The organism is Halomonas sp. ND22Bw, from assembly GCF_003011945.1.
GTDB classification, from domain to species: Bacteria; Pseudomonadota; Gammaproteobacteria; order Pseudomonadales; family Halomonadaceae; genus Halomonas; species Halomonas halophila.
The window spans coordinates 1-275 of the sequence record NZ_PXWD01000765.1 but is presented as its reverse complement, the minus strand read 5'-3'; the positions used below and the strand labels follow the sequence as shown (position 1 = coordinate 275).

Annotated in this window: 1 protein-coding gene; it reads right to left on the bottom strand. The window is 53.8% G+C overall.

What is annotated here, in order from left to right; translation table 11 throughout:
- A partial coding sequence (locus tag CVH10_RS26810) for a hypothetical protein (RefSeq protein ID WP_219924887.1) occupies positions 1–275 on the bottom strand: 275 nt, incomplete at both ends.

Below are 275 nucleotides of genomic sequence, written 5' to 3'. Positions count from 1 at the left end.
CTGGTCCCAGTCCCCTCACAATGCCCCCTACATAAGAGTTTACTCGCGGATCTTGCCACATTGGTGCATCTGGCACGATGTCACCACCAGCAGCCGCGTCAGGCGGATGGCCCGCAACTTTTCCACCTTCGCAGCATTTCGGGTTCTCACGTCGTTGTTTTCTTTTCCATTCGTCAGACTGACGCTGCTCGTCAGGAGCTAGCTTTCTGGTCGTCATTGAGCCGCCCTTTTTATCAATCTGCTGATTCCATTGCTCGGTGAAATCCCTGAGTTCG